Below are 22,749 nucleotides of genomic sequence, written 5' to 3'. Positions count from 1 at the left end.
AACCCCGTGACCTTGCTTTCATTTTACGATGGCATCGATCGCCTTCAGCTTCTTGAGCAGCACCGGCAGATCGTCGAGCTTGACCGAGTTGGGGCCGTCACAGAGCGCCTTGTCCGGCTCTTCGTGCACTTCCATGAAAATCCCGTCGATGCCGGTGGCCACCGCGGCCCGGGAGAGATACTCGACGAACTGGCGCTGACCACCCGACGAGCCCCCCTGCCCGCCGGGGAGCTGGACACTGTGGGTGGCGTCGAAGACCACGGGAAAGCCGAATCCGCGCATTATCGGCAGACTCCGCATGTCGGAGACGAGGTTGTTGTAGCCGAACGACGCCCCGCGCTCCGTGAGGATGATCTTCTCGGTGCCGCTGGAGACGAGCTTCCCGACCACGTTCTCCATGTCCCACGGGGCCAAGAACTGCCCTTTCTTGACGTTCACCACGCAGCCGCTGCGGGCGGCTTCCACCAGCAGGTCGGTCTGGCGGCAGAGGAAGGCGGGAATCTGCATGACATCGAGGACCTCGGCTGCCGGTTGCACCTGTTCGATGGAGTGAATGTCCGACAGCACCGGAATCCCGAGGGAATCCTTCACCTTCCTGAGGATGCGAAGCCCTTCCTTGATGCCGGGACCGCGAAAGGAGGTGACGGAGGTGCGGTTCGCCTTGTCATAGGACGCCTTGAAGATGAGCGGGATGGCGACGCCGTTTACCAGGGTCATGAGCCGTTCGGCGCAGCGCAGCGTCGCGGTTTCGTTCTCGATGACGCAGGGGCCGGCGATCAGCATCAGCGGCCGGTTGCCGCCGAGCTTGACATTTCCGATTGCAATTTCTCTTACCACGGTAGCTCCATCGTGGGGGGACCTTACCCCCTCACCTTCCTGTGCTCAAGCGCAGCGGCGACAAACGCCCGAAAGAGCGGATGCGGATTGAGCGGTTTCGACTTGAATTCGGGATGGAACTGGCAGCCGAGGAACCAGGGATGATCGGCCACCTCGACGATCTCCACCAGGTCCCCTTCCTTGTAGACCCCGGATATCACAAGCCCCTTCGAGGCAAGGAGATCCCGGAAGGCATTGTTGAACTCGTAGCGGTGGCGGTGGCGCTCCGAGATCTCCAGGGAACCGTAAGCCTTCTGGGCAAAAGAGCCTTTGGCCAGCGTACAGGGGTAGGCGCCAAGCCTCATGGTACCCCCTTTGCGATCGACTCCCTTTTGCTCTTCCATCAGGTTAATGATGGGATTGGCGCAGTCGGGACGGAACTCGCTGGAGAAGGCATCTTCAAGCCCGCAGACATTGCGGGCGTATTCCACCGCAGCCATCTGCATCCCGAGGCAGATTCCGAAGAAGGGGATCTTCCGCGTCCGGGCGAACTCTATCGCCTTGATCTTCCCCTCGGTCCCCCGTTCGCCGAACCCGCCGGGGACGAGGACCGCGTCGACATCGTCCAACAGGGTGTCCAGCCCCTCGTTCTCTATCTTCTCCGAATCGAGGTACTTCAGGAAGACCCGGCAGTCGTTGGCGATGCCGCCGTGGGTCAGGGCCTCGGCCAGGGACTTGTAGGACTCGGTGAGGTTGACGTACTTGCCGACAATGGCAATGTGGACCTCTCCCTTGAGCGGATTGCGGAGCTTTTCCACCACGCTCTCCCACGGGGCGAGATCAGGGGCCTTGGTCCAGATATTGAGCTTTTCCACCACCTGCTCGTCGAGCCCCTGCTTGTGGAGCGCCAGGGGGACCGCATAGATATGCTCGGCGTCGGCGGAGGTGATAACCGCCTTTTCCTCCACGTTGCAGAACAGGGCGATCTTGGCCTTCATGTCGTGGGGAAGGTCTTTCTCGCAGCGGCAGAGGAGGATGTCGGGCTGGATGCCGATCTCCCGCAGCTCCTTGACCGAGTGCTGCGTCGGCTTGGTCTTGAGCTCGCCAGCGGTCTTGATGTAAGGAACGAGGGTCACGTGAAGATAGAGGACGTTCGCCGCCCCCCGGTCGGCCTTGAACTGGCGGATCGCCTCCAGGAACGGCAGGGACTCGATGTCGCCGACGGTACCGCCCACCTCGACGATGGCCACGTCCGCACCCTTGGCGTTCTCCATGATCTTGTGCTTGATCTCGTCGGTGATGTGGGGAATGACCTGAACGGTTCCGCCGAGATAATCGCCGCGGCGCTCCTTCTCGATGACCGAGAAATAGACCTGACCGGTGGTGAAGTTGCTCCGCTTCGAGAGTCGGGCCGACGTGTACCGCTCGTAGTGCCCCAGATCCAGGTCGGTCTCGGCGCCATCGTCGGTGACGAAGACCTCGCCGTGCTGGAAGGGGGACATGGTCCCCGGGTCGACGTTTATGTACGGGTCGAGCTTCTGCATGGTGACCCGCAGTCCCCGGGCCTCGAGAAGCGCTCCAAGTGAGGCCGACGCGAGTCCCTTGCCGATGGAGGAGACAACGCCGCCGGTCACAAAGATGAATTTGGTTTTCATGTCGTTACACCTTTTTCAGTTTTTCGATGACTTTTTCCAGGTCCGCCGGCGTATCGACGCCGATCGACTCGTGCTCGGTCTCCACTACCCGGATCCGATGGCCGTTCTCCAGGGCGCGGAGCTGTTCGAGCTTTTCCGCCTGCTCCAGCGGCGTGGGAGCCATCTGCGCGAACTCCAGGAGAAAATCGCGGCGGTAGACATAGAGCCCCACATGCTTGTGACAGAGCAGCCGCCCCGCTACGAACGCCTCGTCTTTCAGGTCATTCCATTTGTCGCGGAAATTGGGGAGGGGGGAGCGCGAAAAATAAAGGGCAAACCCCCTGGTATCGGTAACCACCTTGACCACGTTGGGGCTCAGAAAATCGTGGAGCGTCCTGATCCGGCTCTTCAGGGTCCCCATCCTGATGAGATCATCGGCGGCGAGCGGGGCGATTGCCTCGTCGATCATCGCCGGCTCGATGAGCGGCTCGTCACCCTGCACGTTGACGATGAGGTCGGCATCGATGCGGGCCGCCACCTCGGCCAGCCGATCGGTACCGGTTTCGTGCTCCGCTGCGGTCATTTCGACCCGCCCGCCGAAGGCGCGAACCGCATCGGCAACCCGCTTGTCATCGGTGGCGACGATCACCTCCGACACGAGGCCGGCACGGGAAGTCCGCTCGTACACATGCTGCACCATCGGCTTCCCCATGATATCGGCAAGGGCCTTGCCGGGGAAACGGGTCGAAGCGAAGCGGGCGGGAATGATGGCTGTTATCTTCATAAATGGCCCCGAAGCCGGCACACAACGCAACTACGGCATACGGAAGCGACGCGCATCGGATGATGCAACTCCCGTGATTACTCCAACTTACTGATACCGTCGTGATTGTCCGAATGAAGGCAAGAGAATTGTTGCTGGATAGCGTGTCCCTTTGGCAGGCGGGACGTTCTACGCTACCGCAAAGGCCGTGACGTGTCAAGGAGTGAAATGCGTTGCCCCGCGGCGCCCCCCTCTGGTAGAGTTCCGGAAGCATTCGGGGAAGGAGTGGGTCATGTCGTCGAAAACCATTGGGCTCATTGCGGCAATGCCCGACGAGGTACGCCCCCTGCTACGGCGGGTAAAACCGGTCGAAAAATGTCGGAGAGAACATTTCACGCTGTACCGGTTCTTACTGGGCGGCGCCGGCATAAACCTCGTCGAATCGGGGATGGGACCCAACCGCGCCGCCCGGGCTGCCGATGCGCTCGCCGAAACCGCGCCGGCGGCCATCGTCTCGTTCGGGTTCGGTGGCGCGGTCCTTCCGGGGCTCGAAGTCGGCGACTTGGTGGTCGGCGTCGGATGCTGGCTTGCCTCCGGCAGTCATCTCGTGCCGCGGGGCGCTATTGACCGCGACCTGGCACGTGACATTCTCGACGGTCTCGGCGGGCCATTCCGCCGAGTGGCGTTCGGCCAGATCATCACCTCCCGGGAAATCCTGGCCAAAAAAGCGCTCGCCCCACTCCTCCCCCGGGAGTTTGATACGCCGGTCCTCGACATGGAAACGGCGGCGGTTGCCGAGATAGCGGAGCGTCGCGCAATCCCGCTCGTGGCGCTTCGCGCCGTAAGCGATGATGCCCGGGAAGAGCTCTCCTTCACCCTTGACGAGTTTACCGACCGTGACATGAACATCCGGGGGACGAAGGTTCTCGCAACCATCCTCCGGAAGCCGTGGATCGTCCCCCAGCTCATCCGCCTCGCACGGAACACGCACACCGCCGGAGCCACCCTGGCCGATGCCGTGATTGCGGCGTCAGCTCTCCTGGCGAGGCGCCCTGGCTAACGGCTTCTCTCCACCGTTCCCGGCGCGGCGGCCGACCACGGAAAATCCCGCAGATGGTCGGAAAGCTCCTCCTTGTGATACCGGTTTGTTCTCCGGATGATGGTCACGGCGGCAATGGCCAGCGGAAGCACGAAGATGAAGAGCCCCGTGAGAGCCATGAGGCGCTCGCCGATCCATACGGTCACTCCGAGATTGAAGGCAATGACCGAAAGATACAGAACCGGTCCGTAGAGAGGACGAAACGGGAGATCGGAGACCCCGGCCGGTTTCTTTCTCCCCGCGCCCACCCTCCGGTCTATCACCTGGAGGACGAAGATCATAACGAAGCTCACAAGCCACCACCCGAGGTAATTCGAGAGGGGAACGCCGAAGTGGGTCCCGGCTTCGCGATAGCCGTAAATCTGCCCCAGGAACCAGCGCCGCCCCTGGAGCGCCACCGGATCGACAACGATGTCGAGGAAGACCTGAAAGAGAGAGCCGAGGAAAAGGACCGAAAACGAGCGCCTGATGGCGCGTGTCTCCAGGGTCACCAGGTTCCACCGCCACGCCTTTACCGGCGAAACCACGAAAAGGGCCGTGGCATAACTGCAGTAGGCAAGAAAGACGTAGGAGAGCGAATCGAAGAACGGCACCCCCGCGATCCAGAGCTCGCGGGCGCTGGTGGTATCGATGTAGTAATACCAGCCGTACGGGATGCCGGTATTGATGGAGCTGAACTCCGAAACGAACGAGGTCAGGTACCCCGCGACCGTGAACAGAGCGACCTTTCGCCAGCCGAGGTGCGGCACCGCCGCCACCAGGTAGGCGGCGAAAAAAGCGAAGACGTATGGCCGCATCGTGACGGTCCCAACCGCAATTCCAAGCATATCCCCCATGACTCCTCCTGACGCACAAAGGCGCGGAGACCCCATCGCGGCCTCCGCGCCCATTACTCAAACGACGTAAAATTCCGTTCCCCTCGGCCGTTAGAACAGGGTGCCGATCACGCTCCCGAGAACCGAAATCGGCCCGCTGTCACCGAGCCCATCGGCCGCCTTTTCCACCTTCTTCATGGCGGCGGTGGTATCGCGGTAGAGGGTATCCTCGTTCACCAGTTTGCCGAGGGTCCCCTGCCCCTCGTTGATCTTCTTGGCAACGGCGCCGATGTTCTTCGAGGCGTCCCGCAGCTCGTTGTAGAGCGCCTCGTCGTTCACCAGTTTGCCGACGCTCCCCTCGCCCCGGTTGATCTTCGCCGCGATCTCCTTGATGTCCTTGGAACCGTCGTTCAGGTTCGCCACGGCTCCCTTCGCGTCGCGGTACAGGGCATCGTCGTTGACGAGTTTGCCGAGGGTCCCCTCCCCCCGCTCGATCTTGGTGCTCACTGTCTTGAGGCTCGCCGCCAGTTCGTTCGTGTTGCGGTAGAGGGCCTTGTCGTTCAGGAGCATGGCAAGCGATCCCTCGCCCCGGTCCATCTTGGTGGTAATGCTGTTCAGGTTTGAGACCGCCCCGCGCAGATTCGCGCGGTTCTCGTCCAGCATGGCGGAGATCTTCGTGAGCACTTCCCGCTGGTTGGCGTTGAGATCGTTGATGAAGCTCTTGGCGTCCTTGGTCAGATCGCTCACGTTGTCCACGATCACGTCGATATTGGCTATGTCGCGGCCTTTCACCTCGCTCCCCGGCGGAAGAACCGGCGCCGTCGGCGAGCCGAACGACAGCCCGAGGAACTGGCCACCGAGAAGGTTCGTGAGCCGAATGGTCGCGACCGAGTCGGTTTTGATGGTGGTCCCCGGCTTCACCTCAAAATCGACCCGGACGCGGCTGTCGCTGATGGCAATCTTCGTAATCTTGCCGACCTCCACGCCCGCAAGCCGGACCGGGTCCCCGAGTTTGAGACCGGTCGTACTCGAAAGATAAGTCTTATAGTGGAGGTTCCTTTCGAAGGGATTCCACCGCTCGCCAAGCTCCAGCATCACCGCCAGGAGCGTGAGTCCCGCCATGAAGAATATCCCGACCTTTTTTTCCGTTGTAAGCGCCATGGCTCACTGCCTCCCGTCAATACAGCACGCGGCCGCGGAACAATCCCGACCGCCGTCCGTCACATGAGCAATCTGGTGAGAAAGTAGTCGGCAACCAGGATCAGCATAAACGACATGACCACGGCCCGTGTCGTGGACTGAGCGATCCCCCGGGCGCCGCCGCTGGTCTTGAAACCGGTGTAGCAGGCGACGAGGGCGATGATCCCCCCGAAGGTCGTCGCCTTGATCAGCCCGGCACCCACTTCCTTGAACTTGAGGGCCGTCTTGAGGCTGTCGTAGTACGTAGAGTAGGAGATGAAAATCTTCGGATGGAGATGGCTCATGAACGCGCCGCCCAGTACCCCGACGAAGTTCGCATAGATGACGAGCGCCGGAACGCAGATCAGGCAGGCGATGAGCCGGGGCATGGCGAGGTAGCGAACAGGGTTGATGTCGAGGGTCTTCAGGGCGTCGATTTCCTCGTATACCTTCATTACCCCGATCTCCGCTGCCATGGCGGAGCCGGCGCGCCCAGCCACGAGAAAACTGGTCATGACCGGCCCCAGCTCCCGCACCATCGACAGGCCGACGATACCGCCGATGATGTTCTGGGTCCCGTACTTCTGGAGTTCGACCCCCGTCTGGAGTGCCAGGACCATCCCAACGAAAAACGCCATCACCGAAGCGATCGGCAGCGTCTCGTACCCAATGATCGCCATCTGGGTAAAGATGCTCTGGAGGTTGCGCGGGGCCTCTCGAAAGAACCAAACCGTCTGACCGAGAAGCATCAGCATCTCCCCGACGATCTCGTTGAACGCGAGAACCCTTTTCCCGACCCGCTCTAAGGCGCCCATTACGGTTCCAACCTCGCTTTGTTCATGTTAAGGCCGCTCTCGTTCTCTCCCACCGGCTTCGCCTTCTCACTCTCCCCCCAACTGATCCCGAAGGGAAGCCAGAAAAAACTGAGGGTCTTGACTCCGTCATGCTCCTCGAAACGGACCAGCCCCTTCAGAAAGGCAAGATCGGTTGCGGCCTTTTCGGAGCGGTACGAGACGACGGGAAAGAACTCGCAGGCGAAATCCTCCCCCCGGCGCTCATGCCAGTAAAGATTCCAGAGGAAAGAAGCCGCCGAATCCCCCGCGTCGTTCCATTTCTGGACGTAGATCCTCCAGAGAGGCGACCAGCTCCGCTCAAACCCCTCCCGATCCAGGATCGGCTCAAGGGGGGCCGGAAACGAGAAGCTTTTCACGCCCCGCACGTCGCGGTTGTAGACAAAAAGTGGCCAGAGGGCCGTCCGCCGGCGCTCGGCACCGTCAGTCGGCCACCACTCCCGGCTATCCGAAAAGAGGAAATAAAGCACCCGGTCCCGTTCCTGCCCGAAGGTGGCGCCCGCTATCTCGTCGTGGCGAAAGAGGGGCCAGAGGTACCAGCGTTTGAGCGTCTCCTTCCCCCGCTCCTCGTCGTAGAACGGAAGATAGCGGTCCACCGTGCGCCCCTCGCCACGGGCGGTCATCACGAAGGGCCAGAGGTAGTAGGTCTCCGTAACCTTCCTCTCGCGGTCGTCCACCCAGCCGAAAAACGGCCACAGGTAATGCCGGCTCGTCCGTTTGGGCGAATCGGTTGCCACAAACAAGGGAAGAATCTGGAACCGGCGGGTGGGATTATCCGTATCGAGCCCCGTCTCCGCCTCGTCATAGATCGGCCATAACGCAAACCGTTTCCGGTATACCCCTTCCTTGGACGACTGGCCGTAGAGCGGCCAGACCGCAAAACCGCTCTCCCCCTTCCCCTCCACGGTGGAAAACACAGGATAGAGGTAGTTGCGCGTTGTTGTCCCCCCCTTGACCGTCCGACCGTAGAGCGGAAAGAGAACGTAGTGGTATTCGTCCCGCCAGAACCGCTCGTAGATATCGCCGTAGAAGGGGAATACCGACGTGTAAGGCCCGTACTTCTTCGACTCCCCGGTAATATAGAAGGGAAAGAGCATGGTCCCCTTCTCGGCCTGCGCGGGGTCGGTACGGCGAAAGACGTTCTTCTGGTAGAGCTTCAGCACCTGGAAGGTCGAGACGTCGGGCGAACTCTCTGAGGAGGCGAGGGGGTAGAGATAGTCGGTCGCCGCGCTCTCGGGCTTTTCACGGGCATCGCGATAGAACAGTGGACGCACCGCCGTTACCGTCTCGTCCCCCCGCGCCTGTACCTTGATCAGGGGCCCAAGAAGCGAAAGGTTTCTGAACCCCTCCCGGGGGCTCTCGCGGTAATCGACGAGGGGCCAGAGGGTAAATATCGTCCCCCGCGCTTCGCTCTCCCCCTTGTCGGCTCCTCCCGCCGGGGTCCCTGCAAGAGCCAGTACGAGCATGATAAGGGGAATGCGAAGGCGCATGGGAAAAGGTCCGAATTCAATACCTGTGAGATTCTGAATTAATAATCACAGGAAACTGTGAGAGTCAACCAAAAACACGGCCAGCTTCTCCCCAAAGACGAAAGGCCTGCTTGGAATGCAGGCCTTTCGCGGATCATGATCGACGGGGGCGTGGCGCCGGAGAACTCAATACTTCTGGTCGGCGTAGTCGACCCACCCTCCGGCAAGAACCAGTGCCTTGTCAAAGGGAGAGATGTCAAAGGAAAAGGTCTCCTCCTTCCCCGCGCCGCACACGGCCAGGCTCTGCGATGCCAAGTCAAGGGAGATCGTGACGTCTGGCGCACCTGCATAGGCGAACAGCGCATCAATCTTCTCCTTCGGCAGTTCGATGGCTGCCATGCCGCAGTTGAACATGTTCTGCCGGAATATCCGGGCGAAGGACTCGGCGATGACGGCGGTAATGCCGTTCACTTCGAAGACCCACGGCGCATGTTCCCGGGAGGACCCGCACCCGAAGTTTGCACGGGAGACTATCACCCGGGCAGATTTCGTCTTCTCACCCTTGGGGTCGAAGCCGGGGAGCTTGAGGTCTTCGAGGATGTAAGGCTTGAGATCTTCCTTGGTAATCTCGGTAAGGTACTTGGCAGGAATGATCTCGTCGGTATTGATATCGGAGCGGTCGAGAAAGAGGACGGATCCGCCGAATGCTTTCATTATTCAACTCCTTGATAAGATGGTATAGTGCTCACCCGACTGACGGGAGTTCAGAGGTATTTCCGGGGGTCGGCGATCTTCCCCTCGATGGCGGTCGCTGCACTGGTGGCCGGAGACATGAGGTGAACCATCCCCCCTTTGCCCATGCGTCCCATGAAGTTGCGGTTGGTGGTCGATGCGCAGACCTCTCCCTCCGCCAGTACGCCGTTGCTCATGCCAAGACAGGCACCGCAGGTGGGATTCGTCACACAGAAACCGGCCTCCATGAAAATGTCGATGATTCCTTCGTCCATGGCATCCCTATAGATCTTCGGCGTGGCCGGTGAAAGAATGCCTCGAACCGTCGGAGCAATCTTTTTCCCTTTGAGAATCCGTGCCGCAACCCGCAGGTCCTCAAGGCGCCCGTTGGTACAGGAACCGAGATATACCTGATCGACCGGCGTTCCGGCAATCTCCGCAACCGGCTTCACCTGGTCCGGCTTGTAACCGAACGTGACGATCGGCTCAAGATTAGACAGATCGAAATCGAGCACCCGCTCGTACTGCGCATCATCGTCGGACCGCCACTGACTGAACGCGGCAAGGGCGGCCTCCTTGGAAGCATACTCGTCCTGAATGAACGGCCAGAGATATTCGACCGTCACCATGTCGGGCATGCAGATGCCGGAGGTCCCCCCAGCCTCGATCGCCATATTGCTGAGAGTCATCCGTGACTCCATGGTCATGGCGTCGATCACCGGCCCGCGGAACTCCAGCACCCGATCGGTAGCGCCGTTAACCCCGATCTGGCCGATCACGAAGAGGATTGCATCCTTCGCGTAAACACCCTTGGGAAGCGTTCCGTTCAGGTTGACCCGAATCGTCTTCGGCTCGCGAAATGCGCACACCCCCTTGAGAATTCCCACTTCGAGGTCAGTGGTCCCGACCCCAGCGGCGAAGGCGCCAAAAGCGCCGTGCGTACAGGTGTGGGAATCACCCATGATCACCGTATAACCGGGCCGGATGAAACCTTTCTCCGGGAACAGGGCATGGCAGACGCCGTTTGCGCCCACATCGAAGAAATCCTTGATATCGTGGCGACGGGCCCAATCCCGAAGCATCTTCGCCTGGGTGGCCGTCTTCGAGTCCTTGCTCGGGGTAACGTGATCGATCACCGCCTTGATTTTAGTCGTATCGAATACCCGGTCTTTCCCCCGTGCCATGAGATCGGCAATGGCGATGGGAGTGGTAATCTCGTGGCACATGACTACGTCAAGCCGCAAAACTTTCGTTCCCGCAAACGGCTCGTCGACCAAATGGCTCGAAAAAATCTTTTCCGCTGTGGTCTTCCCCATGAAGCGTGTACCTCTCAAGTAGATGGTGAAATATTTATATTACTGTAGACAAAGGAACGCGACAAATCAATGTAATATTTGTTCGATCCGGTTTAACATTTGCTTCACGTTGCCGCGAGTGCTATAATGCGCAAATTTTTCAGAGGGAGGGCAACCGCGCCCATGGAACTGAGCTTTTCCCGAACCAACGGAATAATCGACACCCTTATCGACAATCTCCTGGCCGAAGTTGGCACCATTCATCACCCCGAGCTTATTCGCGAGATGATCATTTCTGTCCTCAAATCGGGAATGGAGTGCTATTACCTCGCCGATCTGAAGCTCCTCAACAACACCATGAAGGAGATGCGTTACACCACTAACGTATTTGCACCGTACCGACCCAAAAAGAAGGTCACGATCTTCGGCTCCGCCCGTACCGAGCCCCACGAACAGATCTACCAGACCTGCGTCGCATTCAGTCGCAAGCTGGCGGAAAAGGGATTCATGATCATCACCGGCGGCGGCCCGGGAATCATGCAGGCCGGCAATGAAGGGGCAGGAAGCGAAAACTCCTTCGCCGTCAACATCCGCCTTCCTTTCGAACAGCAGCCGAATCCGATCATGCTTCAGAACCCCCGCCTTATCAACTACAAGTACTTCTTTAACCGCAAGGTCGCGTTTGTGAAGGAGTCGAGCGCACTGGCCGTCTTCCCGGGAGGGTTCGGCACCCTCGACGAAGCGATGGAGGTGTTCACCCTTATTCAGACTGGCAAAACCTCGCCGAAACCGCTTGTCCTCATTGACGACAACGACGGCTATTGGGACCGCTGGTTCGAATTCGTCAAGACCTGCATTCTGGGCAAGGGATTCATTTCCGCGGAAGACTTTTCCATATTCACCATCACGCGCGATGTGGACGAAGCCATCCAGATCATCGAGCAATTTTACCGAACCTATCACTCGCTCCGCTTCTTCGAAGGGCGTCTCATCATTCGACTCAACAAGGAACTTACCCAAGCCCAACTTGAGGAGCTTGAAAATGAATTTCCGGAACTTCGCCATCCCGACACCCGGATCACCCGCTGCGCCCCTCTTCCCGAAGAAGCCGACGAACCCGACCTGCTCAAACTTCCCCGAATATCACTGCAGTTCAACCATCAACACTATGGCCTGCTCATGGCATTCATCGGCAGGATAAACACTTTTTAACCCTGCTTTTCCCCGCGTCGGTTCAATTATTGCTTGACACACGTAATTACACAATGTTAATTTATCATGAGCAGCAAGTTTCGGAAGCTTTACGCAGCACTTGAAAACTGAACAAAGATCGTCCGACTTTGTCGTTTTCCTGCCCCAAGACTCCGGAAACTTAAGCAGCATTCCACGAAGTCCGGAGCTAATCCGGCGGCACCAAAGGAGGTAGGAAAATGGCACAAGGCAAGGTTAAGTGGTTCAATGACGCCAAAGGGTTCGGGTTCATCGAGCAGGAAAATGGTGAAGATGTGTTCGTGCACTTCTCCGCAATCCAGTCCGAAGGATTCAAGACCTTGGCTGAAGGCGAAGCGGTGACGTTCGACGTGGTGTCCGGCCCCAAGGGACTCCAGGCCGCCAACGTCCGCAAGATCTAACCCTGAACCACACATGGTCAAAGAGAAGGCCCGCCGGGAAATTCCGGCGGGCCTTCTCTTTTCCAGCCCGGAAGCATGCCCGAAGGGAAAGCCCTCCGGGCATGCTTGTTATAGACACTCGTGAATGCGCTTCTTCTTGAAGTGGAGACGATTGAGCGCATCGATATACGCCTTGGCCGAAGCCTCGATGATATCGGTCGACGAACCGCGACCTACCACCGTTTCATCTCCGTCGCTGACACGAACCGTAACCTCCCCCTGCGCATCGGTTCCACCGGTAATTGACCCGACGTTGTATTGTTGAAGTTTGGCCTTGGATTTAGTCAGCTTTTTGATCGCTTTCAGCGTAGCGTCAACCGGTCCGTCGCCAAGTTCCGCAGTTCTTACCGCTTCGCCGTCAATCTCCAGCTGGACGGTCGAGGTCGCGACGGCAAAGGAACCGCAAGTCACTGTGATGTGAGATAGGCGGTATTTCTCTGCCGGACGCATCACTTCGTCTGCAACTATTGCATCGATATCCTCGTCATAAACTTCCTTTTTCATGTCCGCCAGGGCCTTGAACCGGTCGAAAGCGCGATTCAGATCGTCTTCCGAAAGCTCATAACCGAGCTCCGTCAACCGCTTCTTGAACGCGTGTCGTCCGGAGTGCTTGCCAAGAACGAGCACGTTGGTCTTGAGCCCGACTGATTCAGGGGTCATGATCTCGTAGGTCGACTTCTCCATCAGCACCCCATGCTGATGTATGCCCGATTCGTGAGCAAATGCATTGGCTCCGACAATGGCCTTGTTGGGCTGCACATTGATCCCGGTGATAGTAGAGAGGAGTCGGCTCGACGGAACGATCTGTTCTGTCTCCACGTTCGTCCTGAACGGGAGAATGTCGTGGCGGGTCCGCACCGCCATGACGAATTCTTCGATCGAGCAGTTGCCGGCCCGTTCGCCAATCCCGTTGATGGTGCACTCCACCTGCCCCGCTCCCGCCTGCACCGCGGCAATCGAGTTGGCCACCGCAAGGCCGAGGTCGTTGTGGCAGTGGACCGAAATTACCGCCTGCTCGATATTGGAAACATTCTCTTTCAGGTGCCTGATGATATTGTAGTACTCGAACGGAATCGTGTACCCGACGGTATCGGGGATATTGACCGTCGTCGCACCGGCATCGATCACCGCCGTCACTATCTCCCCAAGAAACTTCAGATCCGTCCGGACTGCATCCTCACAGGAAAACTCCACGTTCGGCGTGTAGGACTTTGCCCGCTTCACCGCCTTCACGGCTGCTTCGAGCACCTTCGACGGTTCCATCTTGAGCTTGTACTTCATGTGGATGTCCGAGGTGGCGATGAATGTATGGATGCGCCCCTTCTCCCCCGCATACTTCAATGCTTCCCACGCCCGGTCGATGTCCTTGTCGTTGGCACGGCACAAACCGGCTATTTCCGGTCCCTTTATGGACTGGGCAACCCGCTTTACCGCCTCGAAATCCCCTTCGGATGCAATCGGAAATCCTGCCTCGATGACATCGACATTGAGCTTCTGGAGCTGCTTGGCCACCCGCAATTTTTCGTCGATGTTCATGCTGTTCCCCGGGGACTGCTCACCGTCCCGCAGGGTCGTATCGAAAATTTTAATAGTCTTCAGTTCCGCCATTTCTGCCTCCTTGTTAGTGGTAGTACTCCATCAGGAGAATCTTCCGGTCGACGAGATACAACGAGTACAAAAAAGCCTTCGCCCCAGCAAGGGGCGAAGGCTTGCGCTCCGCGGTACCACCCTTTTTCGTCCACCCGAAGGTAGACCTCTTTATCCCTTTACGCGGGTGACGGCATCGGCTAGCGGAACATCAACCTGTTCCGTTCACCGAAGCGGCTCCGAGGCGAGTTCATCCATCCTTATGCCGGTTCGCACCAACCACCGGCTCTCTGACCCTCCCACTGACGGAGAGGAAATATAAGGGGCAGGACTACTACTCCTCTTCATTGCCTTTATAATTTTTTTTATACTAGAAAACAGCGGTCTTTCTGTCAAGAAAAAAACTCTTTTCATTTCGAGATATTCCACCACAATGGACAGAGTTTCGTCTTGCCAAACAACGTCACCGGAATTTCACCGCCTTACTTTTCATCCTTCGAGTGTTTGTTATGAATGGCCTTTTCCAGACGCCGTCTGCGCGGCCAGGTCATGAGAAAACCGACAATGCCGGAGAATGTGTAGCAGATGAAGATCACGAAAAGCATGATGAGCGGTTCGGCGGCAATAACGATGAAAAGCAGCACCGCCAGAACAAGGAATGCAAACGGCTGCCGCTTGATCAACTCGGGGTCTTTGAAGGAATAATAGCGAAAACTGGAAACCATCAGGAACGCAAGCAGGTAGATGAGGGCAAGAATCGCCACCTTCTTGTAGGAACTCGGCCAGCCGAAATGATAAAACAGCAGGACGGTAGCCGACACCATGCTCGCAGCGGCAGGAATCGGGAGTCCGACGAACCGCTTGTTCTCGACGGTGTTCACCTGGACGTTGAACCTGGCCAGTCGCAGGGCACCGCAGACCACAAAGAGGAACGCTGCAAGCCATCCCAACCTTCCGAAGGGCTGAAGGGCCCACTTGTACATGAGGAGTCCCGGCGCCACGCCAAAAGAGACCAGATCGGCCAGAGAATCGTACTCGACACCAAATTTGCTTGACGTTCCGGTAAGGCGCGCCACCTTTCCATCCAGCCCGTCAAAAATCGAAGAGACGAGGATCCAGAGGGCAGCACTCTTGAAATCACCATTCATGGTGGCAACCATGCCGTAGAAACCGGCAAAAAGACTTCCGGTCGTAAAGAGATTGGGGAGGATATAGATACCCTTCCGCATGCTCTCGGTCATGTCGATTTTTTCACCGTTCATTGGAGCATCCCTAGGATGGTTTCGCCTGCAACCACCCTGTCCCCGGGCTTGACCTTGATGTCGGCGTCCATGGGGAGGTAAACATCGAGACGGGAGCCGAACCGGATCAACCCGTAGCGCTTTCCCCGTTCGAGCAGATCGCCCTTTTTGGCATAACAGACGATACGCCGGGTGATGAGTCCCGCTACCTGCACGACGACCAGCCTGACCCCCGAGACGCTCTCCAAGATGAGTCCTGCCTGTTCGTTCTCGAAGGTTGCACGCTCGTCCCTCACATCAAGAAACTTGCCTTTCGTATAAAACGTATCGACTACCCGCGCAGTCAGCGGTACCCGATTGATATGCACGTTGAAGACCGACATGAAGATGCTGACTTTGGTCATCTCCACACCCAGATGTTCTTCGCGTGACGGGCCAAGGTAGATTACAACCCCGTCTGCCGGTGCCACCACGGCATTCTCAATAGCGGGGGCAATTCTCCGGGGATTGCGAAAAAAGAACGCGATGAAAAGGGTCACCGCAAGGGCAAGCAGTGCCACCGGAAGGATGGCAACAACCTTGGCGGAGAGCAGCCCCAGAACGATGGTTACAGCTCCTGCCATCGCAACAAACGGATATCCTTCCGTGGCGATGGGAGTATGAGTATTGCGCATTAATCGTACCTCAACGATAGAGCGGAATTATACACAGAATGGGAAATAATTACACCGACTTCCGCCGCCAACCGAAAAGAGGCCGGGTCTCGACGAAGCAAACAGCCTGCTCGCCAATCCCGGCCTCCATGTTCGGGCTTGAATTTGCCTAATTTTTGGATTTGTCAACGATCTTGGAGGCGCCGATCCACGACATCATGGAGCGGAGGCGCGCACCGACTTCCTCGATCTGGTGCTCGGCCCCCTTGCGGCGCAGGGCACTGAAGACCGGTTTGTTGGCCCTGTTCTCCAGCATCCACTCCTTGGCAAACTCGCCGTCCTGGATCTCGCCGAGGATCTTTTTCATCTCCTTCTTGGTCTCCGCGGTAATGATGCGTGGCCCACGGGTCAAGTCGCCATACTCGGCGGTGTTGGAGATGGAGTAGCGCATATTGGCAATGCCACCTTCATAGATCAGGTCGACAATAAGCTTCGTCTCGTGGAGACACTCAAAGTAGGCCATCTCAGGCGCATAGCCAGCCTCCACGAGGGTTTCGAATCCGGCCTGAATGAGCGCCGAGATGCCACCGCACAGAACCGCCTGCTCGCCGAAAAGATCGGTTTCAGTTTCTTCCTTGAAAGAGGTCTCGATGATGCCGGCCCGACCGCCGCCGTTTGCCGAGGCATAGGCAAGGGCCACGTCGCGGGAGTTGCCGGACGGGTCGTGATGAATGGCGATGAGGCTCGGCACGCCGCCTCCCCGGGTGTATTCGTGGCGCACCAGGTGTCCCGGGCCCTTGGGAGCCACCATGATAACATTAATATCGGGGCGCGGAACGATCTGGCCGAAATGAATATTGAAGCCGTGACCGAACGCAAGATATGCCCCCTGCTTAATGAAGGGAGCAATCTCCTCGCGGTAGACATCCCCCTGTGTTTCATCGGGAAGCAGGATCATGATCACGTCAGCAATCTTTACCGCCTCGGAGGTAGGAAGCACCGTCAACCCCGCGTCAGTAGCCTTCTTGACCGAGGTTGAATCGGCGCGCAGACCAACGACCACATCAATTCCCGAATCCTTCAGGTTATTGGCATGGGCATGGCCTTGGGAACCGTAGCCTATGATCGCCACCTTTTTCCCTTTGAGCACTCCCAGGTTACAATCCTTGTCGTAGTAAATCTTCATTTCTTCCTCCTGTCGTTCGTTGATGCACACATAAACCTGTCGGCAGAGCCGCAAGAATTTTATCCCTTCCACCCCTTGGCGCCGCGGCCTATGGCCACCGGTCCGGTACGAACCAGCTCCTTGAGTCCCAGGGGACGAAGCAGCTCAAGGATCGCTTCGATCTTAGCAGGAGCTCCGGTCACCTCAATGGTATACGACTTAGGGGTCACGTCAATGATCTTCCCCCGGAAGATATCGGCAATGCGCAGCACCTCCGCACGGCTGGCATCCTCCGCCGTCACCTTGATAAGCGCCATTTCCCGCTCAATCGCCTCTCCACCGGTAAAATCAATGACCTTTATGACATCGATCAGCTTGTTGAGCTGTTTGGATATCTGTTCCAGGATTTGTTCGTCGCCCCGTGTAACGATGGTCATGCGCGAGATGCTTTCGTCGTTGGTGGGGGCCACCGACAGGGAGTCGATATTGAAGCCTCGACCGGAAAAGAGCCCAGCTACGCGGGAAAGCACGCCGAATTCATTCTCTACCAGCACGGTAATCGTATGTCTCATACAGGAAACCTCCTGATATCATGCGAAATCTGGCAATCAGGCATTGAGTACCATTTCATTGAGGGATGCCCCTGCGGGAACCATGGGGAGAACCTTCTCCTCCCGGGCGATTTTAAACTCCATGATGACCGGGCCCGGGGTCTCGAACGCCTTTTTGATGGTCTCCTCGACTTCGTCAGGCTTGGTAGCCTGAAACCCTTTGGCACCAAAGGCCTCAGCCAGCTTTATGAAGTCAATGGGAAGCTCCATGCAGGTCTGAGAATAACGCTTATCGAAGAAAAGTTCCTGCCACTGACGGACCATGCCGAGGAAGTTGTTGTTCAGGATACAGATCTTTACCGGCAACCGGTTCTGAACAAGGGTCGCCAGCTCCTGCATATTCATCTGAAATCCGCCGTCACCGCAGATGGCGACAACCTGCCGGCCGGGAAACGCCACTTGCGCTCCCATGGCTGCGGGAAGACCGAATCCCATGGTCCCGAGGCCGCCGGACGAAAGGAGAGTCCGGGGTTTCGTAAAGGTAAAGAACTGGGCGGTCCACATCTGGTGCTGTCCGACATCGGTGGCGACGATGGCGTCGGGGGCCGAGAGCTCCCGCAGCTTCTGGATGACGAACTGCGGCTTGATGGTAGTCGACGCCTGCTTGTAGGTAATCGGATGTTTTTCCTTCCACCCGGCAATCTCGGCGAGCCACGGCCCGACACCCTTCCTGAAGTCGTCCGCCTTGTCACCTTGTTCCTCGGTGGCCTTGAGCATCTTTGACAGAACATCCTTCACCTCACCGACAATCGGGAGGTCGACACGGACGTTCTTGCGAATGGAGGTCGGATCGACGTCGACATGGATGATCTTCGCATGGGGGGCAAAGGTGGCTATCTTGCCGGTGACCCGGTCATCGAAGCGGGCGCCGACCGCCACGAGAAGGTCACAGTTGGTGACGGCCATGTTCGCGTAATACGTACCATGCATTCCCAACAGCCCAAGAGAAAGGGGGTCGTCTTCGGGGAACGAGCCGAGGCCCATGAGCGTAGTGGTAACCGGGGTATTGAGTTTTGCCGCCAGAGCGCGCAACTCTTCGGCGGCATCGCCGGAAATTACGCCTCCCCCCACGTAAATTACCGGTTTTTTTGCCGTGAGAAGCAACGACACGGCTTTCTCCACCTGTTTCGGGTGCCCCTCAACAGTAGGCTTGTAGCTCCGAAGTTCAATGGCCTCGGGATAGTGGAATTCAGTCGTAGCGATCTGCACATCCTTCGGAAGATCTACGAGCACCGGCCCGGGACGTCCCGTCCGGGCGATGTAGAACGCCTTCTTGATGATCGTGGCGATCTCCCGGACATCTTTTATGAGAAAGTTGTGTTTTGTGCAGGGCCGGGTTATGCCGACGATGTCGACTTCCTGGAACGCGTCGTTGCCGATGAGCGCCGTCGGCACCTGGCCGGTGATCACGACAAGCGGGATGGAGTCCATGTAGGCGGTTGCGATGCCCGTGACGGTATTGGTGGCCCCGGGGCCCGAAGTAGCGATGGCGACCCCGACCCTTCCGGTGGCGCGCGCATAGCCGTCAGCCGCATGGACCCCTGCCTGTTCGTGCCGGGGAAGGATGTGGTGGATCTCCTTGAAACTGAAGAGTTCGTCGTAAATGTTGATTACGGTACCCCCGGGATAACCGAAAACCGTATCGACTCCTTCCAGCTTGAGACATTCAAGGAGTATCCGCGCACCCGTCATTTTCATTAGAAGCCTCCCGCAAGGGAATTGGAATTAGAAGTAAGCTAGTCGGCGCTCGTCACCGCGCCGGTATAGGCCGAAGTAACCACCTTGGCGTAGCGGGCAAGCCAGCCGCTCTTGATCTTGGGCTCCGGCGCAACGCAGCGACTGCGCCGTTCGGCAAGAACCGTGTCATCGACCAGCAATTCGAGCCTGCGGTTCGGAATATCGAGACGTATCCGATCCCCCTCTTCAACAAGAGCAATGGGGCCCCCTTCGGCAGCCTCGGGCGAAATATGGCCGATACAGGGGCCGCGGGTCCCGCCGGAAAAGCGGCCATCGGTAATGAGTGCCACCGAATCGCCCAACCCCAGCCCCATGAGGGTCGCCGTGGGGGCAAGCATCTCCCGCATCCCCGGTCCACCTTTCGGCCCTTCGTAACGGATGACCACCACGTCGCCAGAGGCTATCTTTCCCCCCATGAGGGCTGCCATGGCCGACTCCTCGGAATCGAAACAGCGGGCCGTCCCTTCGAAGTGCATCATGGCCGCGGAGACGCCGGACTGCTTGACGACCGCCCCTTTCGGCGCGAGATTGCCGAAAAGCACCGCAATTCCACCCTCGGGCTTGACCGGGTCGGTCTGCGGATGGATGACCCGCTCGTCGACGGCCTCGACGGTGGAAACGAGCTCAAGAGTAGAGAGCCCCATGACCGTCGGATTGTCCTTGATTTTCGTCCCCAGCTGCTTCAGGACCCCCAGTACCCCGCCGGCGGCATCCAGATCTTCCATGAAGTACTCTCCCGCCGGGTTCATGGACGAGAGTTGGGGAGTCTCCTTGGCGAGAACATCGAACGTCTCGAGCGGAAGCTCGACACCCGCCTCGCGGGCAATGGCAAGGAGGTGCAGAACCGTGTTGGATGACCCCCCCAAGGCAAGATCGACACGGATGGCATTTTCGAAGGATGCCCTTGTGAGAATCTGTCGCGGGGTGACGCCGGAACGGACGAGGTCCACGATTCTCTCACCGGAAGCAAACGCGATCCGCCGCTTGAGGGCCGAGACTGCCAGCGCCGTACCGCAGCGGGGAAGACTCATGCCGAGGGTCTCGGTCAGGATAGCCATCGTATTGGCGGTAAAAAGCCCCTGGCACGAACCCATACCGGGACAGGCATTATCCTCGCAGACCTGCAGCTCCTTGTCATCGATGACCCCTGCCTTGTAACGCGCCATCGCCTCGAAGGTGTCAGTGACAAAGGAGAAGCGGCGACCCTCCGCGCCCCGTCCGGCCATCATGGGGCCTGCGGTCACCACGATGGAGGGAATGTCGAGACGGGCAGCAGCCATGAGCATGCCGGGAGTAATTTTGTCGCAGTTGGTCAGAAGAACGAGTCCGTCAAGCCGATGGGCCTCGGCTACCGACTCCACCATGTCGGCGATAAGCTCGCGGGTCGGTAGCGAGTAATGCATCCCCTTGTGCCCCATGGCAATGCCGTCGCAGACCCCGGGAACGCCGAAGAAAAAGGCGTAGCCTCCCCCTGAATGGATCCCTTTCTCGATGAAACGTTCCAGGTCCCGCATCCCCACGTGACCGGGGATAAGATCGGTGAAACTGGTGGCGACGCCGATGAACGGCTTGTCCATCGCACTCTGGGGAACGCCGGTTCCCTTGATGAGGGCCCGGTGGGGAGTCCGTTCAAGCCCCTTCTTGATGGTGTCGCTACGCATAATCTGAACCTCGTATCAAAAAATGAACGGGCAGAACTCCGCACGACCGGTATGGCACCATGCTTCGTTCAGCCGTGATTTCCGTAAATTTGACGACACCAAACATACCGCCGTCGCAAGAGTAAAGTGTGAAAATAATACATTACCGGGGTGCTGTCAACTGCTATAGAATAGCGTTTGGCATTTCGCGCCGAACCTTTGCCAATTCTGCTTCCGAGGGACGGAGATAGGCAGGGTTGAGCAATGACAGGGGAGTACCATCTCCAGTCCGCAGAAGTTCTTGCGCAAGGAGAGCGCCGGCCCCAGCCCGGGGGAGATGGCAATAGGACGGGGCGAATATCGCTCTCTCACGGAGATTTGTTTCGATCAGGTCGTGGTAGCGAAGCGCGCCGTCGCCGACAAAGATCGTCGGCCCCGTTATCTCCTCAAGAAGTTGCCGGGGGGAAAGAACACGGTCTGGCACCAGAGGCTCCGGCGTGACACCGGCGCAGCGATAGAGACCGGCGTACACTTCATTTTTGCGCGCATCGAAAAGGGGACAGACCGGCAACGAACAGAACGGAAGATTCATGGCGAGCATGGCTAGGGACGAGAATCCCGCAACGGGCTTTCCGATCGCTATCGCAAGCCCTTTTACCGTCGCGACCCCAATCCTGACCCCGGTGAACGCCCCCGGACCAAGGGCTACCCCGAAGCCGTCAAGCTCTGCCAGGTCAAGGCATCCAGCCGCAAGTACGGTTTCGATGGCCGCAAGCAGTCGCCCCGTAAGGGTCCGGCCGCTATCTACCAGGTACTCTGCCACAAGCCTGCCGTCACGGGTCAGCGCGACGCTGCAGGTGGATGTTGAAGTATCGACAGTCAGCAGCCTCACGCTATCCCTGCCCCACCACGTAGCGGGCAATATCGTTGTAGAAGGCAAGCACCATGAGCCCGATCAGCAGTGCAAGGCCGATCTGCTGTGCAATCTCCCGGGCCCTCGGGCTGACCGGGCGACGAAAGACCAGCTCCCAAACATAAAAGACCAGATGCCCCCCATCAAGAATCGGGATCGGCAGGAGATTCAGCACGCCGAGATTCACGGAAAGAAGGGCCATGAAGGCGAGAAAGCTTACCCCCCCCGCTTCTGCCTGCTGACCCGCCATTTTGGCGATCATGATCGGACCGCCGATGGTATCGAGGGGAACGGCGCGCTCAACAATCTTGACCAGTGAGATTGCCGTCAGCTTGACGACATTCCAGGCCTGCACACTCCCCTTGACGAACGCCTCGCCGGGACCGAACCGGTCGATGACCGTCTCGGGAGAAGCAACGATGCCGATGACCGGCGAGGTCACCAACTCACCGAAGAGATTCTTGGCGGTCCGCGTTTCGGGTACCAGGCGGAAGGTCTTCGCCTTATCGCCGCGCTTGACTTCAATGACGATCGAAGCCCCTTTCGACGCGGCAATCTGGGCGGCCATTTCATCCCACCTCGCGACACGCTTGCCGTTGACCGAAGTTATCACGTCTCCGGCTACGATCCCCGCACGCGCGGCCGGTTTATCCTTGACGACCTCGCCGATCCTGGTGGTAGCCGATGGGACGCCGACCATGAACACGACGATAAAGACAAGCCAGGCAAAGATCAAATTGAACGAAGGACCGGCAGCCACAATGGCAATCCGCTGAAGAGGGTGTTTCCCGGCAAAGGAGCGGGCCTGTTCATCCTCGGACAGCTCTCCCTCCCCCCCCTCCCCCACCATCTTGACGTAGCCCCCCAGAGGGAAGGCGG

Annotated in this window: 21 protein-coding genes and 1 other annotated feature; of the genes, 3 read left to right on the top strand and 18 right to left on the bottom strand. The window is 58.5% G+C overall.

Features of this window, described 5'->3' with window-relative positions:
- Positions 1-18: 18 nt before the first annotated feature.
- The 3 genes from kdsA to kdsB are packed head-to-tail and all read right to left on the bottom strand — an operon-like array spanning position 19 to position 3,234.
- Entirely contained in the window at positions 19-837 is an 819-nt protein-coding gene (gene kdsA, locus M6689_RS11940; RefSeq protein ID WP_298271978.1) for a 3-deoxy-8-phosphooctulonate synthase, read from the bottom strand.
- A gap of 23 nt (positions 838-860) precedes the next feature.
- Positions 861-2,471 (bottom strand): CTP synthase, encoded by a 1,611-nt coding sequence (locus M6689_RS11935; protein WP_298271975.1) that lies wholly within the window; start codon positions 2,469-2,471, stop codon positions 861-863.
- A gap of 4 nt (positions 2,472-2,475) precedes the next feature.
- On the bottom strand, positions 2,476-3,234 hold the full coding sequence (kdsB, locus tag M6689_RS11930; RefSeq protein WP_298271973.1) for a 3-deoxy-manno-octulosonate cytidylyltransferase: 759 nt from the start codon (positions 3,232-3,234) through the stop codon (positions 2,476-2,478).
- Positions 3,235-3,505: 271 nt separating this feature from the next.
- On the opposite strand from kdsB, the gene M6689_RS11925 reads away from it, so the two are divergent.
- Positions 3,506-4,273, top strand: a complete 768-nt coding sequence (locus M6689_RS11925) for a phosphorylase (RefSeq protein WP_298271970.1) — start codon at positions 3,506-3,508, stop codon at positions 4,271-4,273.
- On the opposite strand, the gene M6689_RS11920 is transcribed toward M6689_RS11925, so the two are convergent.
- From M6689_RS11920 to M6689_RS11895, 6 genes are all read right to left on the bottom strand, one after another.
- On the bottom strand, positions 4,270-5,148 hold the full coding sequence (locus M6689_RS11920) for a carotenoid biosynthesis protein (protein WP_298271968.1): 879 nt from the start codon (positions 5,146-5,148) through the stop codon (positions 4,270-4,272). The two genes, M6689_RS11925 and M6689_RS11920, sit on opposite strands and share 4 nt — an antisense overlap.
- 90 nt (positions 5,149-5,238) lie before the next feature.
- On the bottom strand, positions 5,239-6,288 hold the full coding sequence (locus tag M6689_RS11915; RefSeq protein WP_298271966.1) for an MlaD family protein: 1,050 nt from the start codon (positions 6,286-6,288) through the stop codon (positions 5,239-5,241).
- Between the two features lie 59 nt (positions 6,289-6,347).
- On the bottom strand, positions 6,348-7,121 hold the full coding sequence (locus M6689_RS11910) for an ABC transporter permease (protein ID WP_298271964.1): 774 nt from the start codon (positions 7,119-7,121) through the stop codon (positions 6,348-6,350).
- Positions 7,121-8,647 carry a hypothetical protein gene (locus M6689_RS11905; RefSeq protein ID WP_298271961.1) on the bottom strand — a complete coding sequence of 509 codons (1,527 nt, stop codon included), beginning with the start codon at positions 8,645-8,647 and terminating at the stop codon, positions 7,121-7,123. Before M6689_RS11905 ends, M6689_RS11910 begins: the two co-directional genes overlap by 1 nt.
- Positions 8,648-8,812: 165 nt before the next feature.
- Entirely contained in the window at positions 8,813-9,340 is a 528-nt protein-coding gene (locus M6689_RS11900; protein WP_298271958.1) for a 3-isopropylmalate dehydratase small subunit, read from the bottom strand.
- A gap of 50 nt (positions 9,341-9,390) precedes the next feature.
- Positions 9,391-10,674: a 3-isopropylmalate dehydratase large subunit gene (locus M6689_RS11895; protein WP_298271954.1), complete on the bottom strand. Its 1,284-nt coding sequence runs from the start codon at positions 10,672-10,674 to the stop codon at positions 9,391-9,393.
- A 162-nt stretch (positions 10,675-10,836) separates the two neighbouring features.
- Here M6689_RS11895 and M6689_RS11890 point away from each other — a divergent pair, with 162 nt between their 5' ends.
- Positions 10,837-11,865 carry a TIGR00730 family Rossman fold protein gene (locus tag M6689_RS11890; RefSeq protein ID WP_298271952.1) on the top strand — a complete coding sequence of 343 codons (1,029 nt, stop codon included), beginning with the start codon at positions 10,837-10,839 and terminating at the stop codon, positions 11,863-11,865.
- A 218-nt stretch (positions 11,866-12,083) separates the two neighbouring features.
- Positions 12,084-12,284, top strand: coding sequence for a cold-shock protein (locus M6689_RS11885; RefSeq protein WP_298271949.1), 201 nt, complete (start codon positions 12,084-12,086; stop codon positions 12,282-12,284).
- Positions 12,285-12,392: 108 nt separating this feature from the next.
- On the opposite strand, the gene M6689_RS11880 is transcribed toward M6689_RS11885, so the two are convergent.
- The 9 genes from M6689_RS11880 to rseP all read right to left on the bottom strand — a co-directional run.
- A complete protein-coding gene (locus M6689_RS11880; protein WP_298271947.1) occupies positions 12,393-13,931 on the bottom strand; it encodes a 2-isopropylmalate synthase in 1,539 nt (512 codons plus the stop codon).
- A gap of 86 nt (positions 13,932-14,017) precedes the next feature.
- Positions 14,018-14,267, bottom strand: a binding site (T-box leader).
- Between the two features lie 125 nt (positions 14,268-14,392).
- A complete protein-coding gene (gene pssA, locus M6689_RS11875; RefSeq protein WP_298271944.1) occupies positions 14,393-15,172 on the bottom strand; it encodes a CDP-diacylglycerol--serine O-phosphatidyltransferase in 780 nt (259 codons plus the stop codon).
- The gene (locus M6689_RS11870; RefSeq protein WP_298271942.1) at positions 15,169-15,825 is read right to left on the bottom strand and encodes a phosphatidylserine decarboxylase family protein; all 657 of its coding nucleotides are present in this window, start codon (positions 15,823-15,825) and stop codon (positions 15,169-15,171) included. The genes pssA and M6689_RS11870 overlap by 4 nt, the downstream gene beginning before the upstream one ends.
- A gap of 148 nt (positions 15,826-15,973) precedes the next feature.
- Positions 15,974-17,044, bottom strand: coding sequence for a ketol-acid reductoisomerase (ilvC, locus tag M6689_RS11865; protein ID WP_298271940.1), 1,071 nt, complete (start codon positions 17,042-17,044; stop codon positions 15,974-15,976).
- Between the two features lie 5 nt (positions 17,045-17,049).
- A complete protein-coding gene (gene ilvN / locus M6689_RS11860) occupies positions 17,050-17,541 on the bottom strand; it encodes an acetolactate synthase small subunit (protein ID WP_298271938.1) in 492 nt (163 codons plus the stop codon).
- 36 nt (positions 17,542-17,577) lie between these two features.
- Positions 17,578-19,278: a biosynthetic-type acetolactate synthase large subunit gene (gene ilvB, locus M6689_RS11855; RefSeq protein ID WP_298271935.1), complete on the bottom strand. Its 1,701-nt coding sequence runs from the start codon at positions 19,276-19,278 to the stop codon at positions 17,578-17,580.
- 38 nt (positions 19,279-19,316) lie between these two features.
- Positions 19,317-20,978, bottom strand: a complete 1,662-nt coding sequence (gene ilvD / locus M6689_RS11850; RefSeq protein WP_298271933.1) for a dihydroxy-acid dehydratase — start codon at positions 20,976-20,978, stop codon at positions 19,317-19,319.
- A gap of 163 nt (positions 20,979-21,141) precedes the next feature.
- A complete protein-coding gene (gene tsaB / locus M6689_RS11845; RefSeq protein WP_298271930.1) occupies positions 21,142-21,849 on the bottom strand; it encodes a tRNA (adenosine(37)-N6)-threonylcarbamoyltransferase complex dimerization subunit type 1 TsaB in 708 nt (235 codons plus the stop codon).
- 1 nt (position 21,850) lies between these two features.
- The coding region (gene rseP, locus M6689_RS11840) for an RIP metalloprotease RseP (protein WP_298271926.1) at positions 21,851-22,749 on the bottom strand (899 nt) is incomplete at its 5' end.

The organism is Geobacter sp., from assembly GCF_027327745.1.
GTDB lineage: Bacteria > Desulfobacterota > Desulfuromonadia > Geobacterales > Geobacteraceae > Geobacter.
The sequence above is the reverse complement of the archived record's forward strand: the minus strand, read 5'-3'. Positions and strand labels throughout refer to the sequence as shown.

What these genes read in the sequence shown, in the direction of transcription:
- pssA (WP_298271944.1), bottom strand. Translation starts at nt 15,172, where the DNA reads ATGAACGGTGAAAAAATCGACATGACCGAGAGCATGCGGAAGGGTATC.
- M6689_RS11900 (WP_298271958.1), bottom strand. Translation starts at nt 9,340, where the DNA reads ATGAAAGCATTCGGCGGATCCGTCCTCTTTCTCGACCGCTCCGATATC.
- M6689_RS11890 (WP_298271952.1), top strand. Translation starts at nt 10,837, where the DNA reads ATGGAACTGAGCTTTTCCCGAACCAACGGAATAATCGACACCCTTATC.
- M6689_RS11870 (WP_298271942.1), bottom strand. Translation starts at nt 15,825, where the DNA reads ATGCGCAATACTCATACTCCCATCGCCACGGAAGGATATCCGTTTGTT.
- M6689_RS11915 (WP_298271966.1), bottom strand. Translation starts at nt 6,288, where the DNA reads ATGGCGCTTACAACGGAAAAAAAGGTCGGGATATTCTTCATGGCGGGA.
- M6689_RS11925 (WP_298271970.1), top strand. Translation starts at nt 3,506, where the DNA reads ATGTCGTCGAAAACCATTGGGCTCATTGCGGCAATGCCCGACGAGGTA.
- M6689_RS11895 (WP_298271954.1), bottom strand. Translation starts at nt 10,674, where the DNA reads ATGGGGAAGACCACAGCGGAAAAGATTTTTTCGAGCCATTTGGTCGAC.
- ilvB (WP_298271935.1), bottom strand. Translation starts at nt 19,278, where the DNA reads ATGAAAATGACGGGTGCGCGGATACTCCTTGAATGTCTCAAGCTGGAA.
- M6689_RS11905 (WP_298271961.1), bottom strand. Translation starts at nt 8,647, where the DNA reads ATGCGCCTTCGCATTCCCCTTATCATGCTCGTACTGGCTCTTGCAGGG.
- M6689_RS11920 (WP_298271968.1), bottom strand. Translation starts at nt 5,148, where the DNA reads ATGGGGGATATGCTTGGAATTGCGGTTGGGACCGTCACGATGCGGCCA.
- M6689_RS11880 (WP_298271947.1), bottom strand. Translation starts at nt 13,931, where the DNA reads ATGGCGGAACTGAAGACTATTAAAATTTTCGATACGACCCTGCGGGAC.
- M6689_RS11935 (WP_298271975.1), bottom strand. Translation starts at nt 2,471, where the DNA reads ATGAAAACCAAATTCATCTTTGTGACCGGCGGCGTTGTCTCCTCCATC.
- M6689_RS11910 (WP_298271964.1), bottom strand. Translation starts at nt 7,121, where the DNA reads ATGGGCGCCTTAGAGCGGGTCGGGAAAAGGGTTCTCGCGTTCAACGAG.
- ilvN (WP_298271938.1), bottom strand. Translation starts at nt 17,541, where the DNA reads ATGAGACATACGATTACCGTGCTGGTAGAGAATGAATTCGGCGTGCTT.
- M6689_RS11885 (WP_298271949.1), top strand. Translation starts at nt 12,084, where the DNA reads ATGGCACAAGGCAAGGTTAAGTGGTTCAATGACGCCAAAGGGTTCGGG.
- ilvD (WP_298271933.1), bottom strand. Translation starts at nt 20,978, where the DNA reads ATGCGTAGCGACACCATCAAGAAGGGGCTTGAACGGACTCCCCACCGG.
- kdsB (WP_298271973.1), bottom strand. Translation starts at nt 3,234, where the DNA reads ATGAAGATAACAGCCATCATTCCCGCCCGCTTCGCTTCGACCCGTTTC.